This window comes from Oribacterium sinus, assembly GCF_963537195.1.
Classification (GTDB): Bacteria; Bacillota; Clostridia; order Lachnospirales; family Lachnospiraceae; genus Oribacterium; species Oribacterium sinus_A.
In genome coordinates this window covers 1-2,902 of sequence record NZ_CAUTEG010000158.1, presented here as the reverse complement: position 1 = coordinate 2,902, position 2,902 = coordinate 1, and the positions used below count along the sequence as shown (strand labels likewise).

The 2,902-nt window shown below is 36.4% G+C and carries 4 protein-coding genes; all 4 read left to right on the top strand.

The window, feature by feature from the left end:
* Nucleotides 1-99 precede the first annotated feature (99 nt).
* The gene (locus tag RYL27_RS11295) at nt 100-912 is read left to right on the top strand and encodes a DUF6630 family protein (protein ID WP_314967216.1); all 813 of its coding nucleotides are present in this window, start codon (nt 100-102) and stop codon (nt 910-912) included.
* A 33-nt stretch (nt 913-945) separates the two neighbouring features.
* Complete coding sequence (locus RYL27_RS11290; RefSeq protein ID WP_314967215.1) at nt 946-1,569, top strand: DJ-1/PfpI family protein; 624 nt, start codon at nt 946-948, stop codon at nt 1,567-1,569.
* Between the two features lie 108 nt (nt 1,570-1,677).
* Nucleotides 1,678-2,088, top strand: coding sequence for a hypothetical protein (locus RYL27_RS11285; RefSeq protein WP_314967214.1), 411 nt, complete (start codon nt 1,678-1,680; stop codon nt 2,086-2,088).
* Nucleotides 2,089-2,186: 98 nt separating this feature from the next.
* A partial coding sequence (locus RYL27_RS11280) for a CPBP family intramembrane glutamic endopeptidase (protein WP_314967213.1) occupies nt 2,187-2,902 on the top strand: 716 nt, incomplete at its 3' end.

The window sequence follows — 2,902 nt, the reverse complement described above, 5'->3', positions numbered from 1 at the left end:
GTATGGAGGAATATACTTGTGATTCCATACTTTCCGATACGGTAGGGATGTGGGTTAAAGAGTTGACCGGAATGACGAAAGAGGAGATGGAAAACGATCATGAGCATCTATAATTGGATACAGAAAGTGTTCTTTGAGATTTATGAAGAATGGCACATGAAAGACCCGGCTTACGATAGAAATGGATTTCATATTAGCGGAATTGACAATGCACTAAAAGCGATGCATGACGGATATTATACTTATGCAGAGATAAGCCCGTCCCATGCCGTAAAAGGTTGTACGTTGATGAAAGCGGTAGTCGGGAAAAGCAAAGAGCTGGTCAATTTATATTTGAAAATAGAGGATAAAAAATATCTAATTTCCGACTTAAGCTACAGTGATGCTGTAAAGATTATGAGAGCGTTTGTAAAAAAGGAAGTTCTTCCTGATGAAAAGACGTATACGGAAGTGATAGGAAATGATGATGCAATCGTAAAATCCGCATTTGAAGAATTAACAAAACTCCTGCTGGCAGACCCCCAAACAGCAAAGCGATTCTTAAAAAAACACAAGCATGAAAGTATGGAAGATATGGATCATGCCTGGGAAGAGCTTTTTTTCGCGTTAGAGCGGAAAGGAAAAGTAAAAGAACTGGATTGGAAAGCAAGGAAGGATAGTTTTATTCCTGCAGTGCGTAAATTAAGTGCCGGACTAAATCTCGATCCGAATGAGAAAATACTGAATGATGAAGAGGATATTCCAAGATGGGGAAAGATTCTGAATGCCCAGTGGACAGAGTATGTTTTGTCCGCCATGGATATAGGAAGTGACAGCTATGCACTGATGGTTCTTAGCAAGGAAGACTTTGAAAAAGCAAGGGAGCTGGCGAAAGTAATCTTGCATAGAATCGCAGTGATTGAAGAGATGTGAGAAGATTTTGAAATTGCACAAATAGGAGCGACTATGAAAAAAATATATATGTACGTATTGGATACAATGGCAGACTGGGAAAATGGATATCTGTTACAAGGGCTAACATTACAAAAAATGGCAGGGAAATCTCAATATGAATTACAAACGGTTTCCACTTCTAAGAAAGCGATTAAAACTTCCGGCGGGATAACGATTGTTCCGGATATCACTATCGAGGAAATAGATGAAACAAAAGCCGGAGCTTTGTTGTTAATCGGAGCAGATACTTGGCAAGATCAATCTAATCAAAAAATCCTTGAACTGTCCAAGTCATTTCTTGAAAAGAATATATTGGTTGCTGCTATTTGCGGCGCCACTTTGGGATTAGCAAGTAAGGGTATTTTAAATTCATATCATCATACAAGCAATGCATTATTTTTCTTGAAAGGAAGTCCTAATTATCAGGGAGAAAAATATTATGAAGACAAAATAGCCGTTATGGATAGAAATTTAATTACGGCGAGCTCTGCAGGTTCACTACTTTGGGCAAGATATATACTTGAGAACTTAGAGTTATATTCCAAGGAAACAATCGAGGCGTGGTATAATTATTTCTCGTCCGGAAAGGTCGATTATTTTGGAGAATTAATGAATTCATTTCATTTAAAGATGTAAAATGAGTAGAGTTTAATATGAATAGAGCCTTGGTAGCTAATTTAATTATGGATATTGCGTAAGAAGTTAGAATAGAAAGTCTAAGAACGATCTGAGGTGGAAATAGACATGGAAACGCTAAACAGCATCATTCAAAAAATGGAAGCCTGCATTCAAGATAATGACGATCTTGAAACCGTGATGATGGACTGCATGGAAGAAATGGAAGAAAACTATAATCAATTAGACTCCGTACAGCCCTTGCTCCGTCTGATGGAAAGGCATCCTTTGACAGATTTTGGAAGTCCCGGACCAATCGTCCATTTTGTGGAGAGATTTTATAAAAAAGGATATGAAGAAGAACTTCTTCTGTCCTTAAAAAGAATGCCTACTTTACATACGGTATGGATGCTAAATCGTATTATCAATGGAACAGATCAAGCGGAAGTCTATTTAGATATTCTGAAGGGAATTTCTGAAAATGCATCCTGCGATAAGGAAATCAGAGAAGAGGCATTACATTTCTTGTCGATTCATTAAACTGTAATAGAAAAGGTGATAAATATGAACTTGGCAAAAATTTCAGCAAACGGTCAGATTACAGTGCCTGTAGAAGTGCGTTATGGAAGAAAAGTATAATGAATAATAAGTCGATTATGAAAGCATTTTTATTTCCAACATTGCTTCATATAACAGCAGTTGCAGTACTGGTTGGAATTCTAAAAGAAAAAGGATATGGATTAGGCTACCATTCTTTTTTGGGGATGATTTTTATTATTATTGGAGGTGTGTCGTCTGCCTTTTGGGGCGTATTTTATCAAATTAAATACAATGGGAAAAAGCCTTTGCGTATAATAAAGGATTTTTTCAAGATAAAGCAGCCATTTAAAATCTATGCAATGGCAATTGTGTTTTTAATTATAGACTTTTGTTCTGTGGCAATAAGTAAGGGATTCAAAATTGAAAATGTATGGATTCCGATAGCTCTATTCTTTAAGGCCATTCTATTTGGTGGAATAGAAGAAATAGGATGGAGATATTCTTTCCAGCCCTGTCTAGAGAAAAAGCTTTCCTATATCGTTGCGACGATGATAACCTTTGTGTGCTGGGGAGTATGGCATTTTTTGTTCTTTTGTATTGATGGTAGCATTGTAACGGTTGATGTTCTTAATTTCTCGTTGGGACTATTCACAAACTGTTTCATACTATCGGCATTATTTGCCTATTCAAATAGTTTATGGATATGTGTAATGACACATGCACTAATGAATACATTATCTCAAATTACTTTCCATGATAATGTAATTATAGGGAATGCATCCAAAGTAATATGTATAGTTGCTGCTATTTTGTT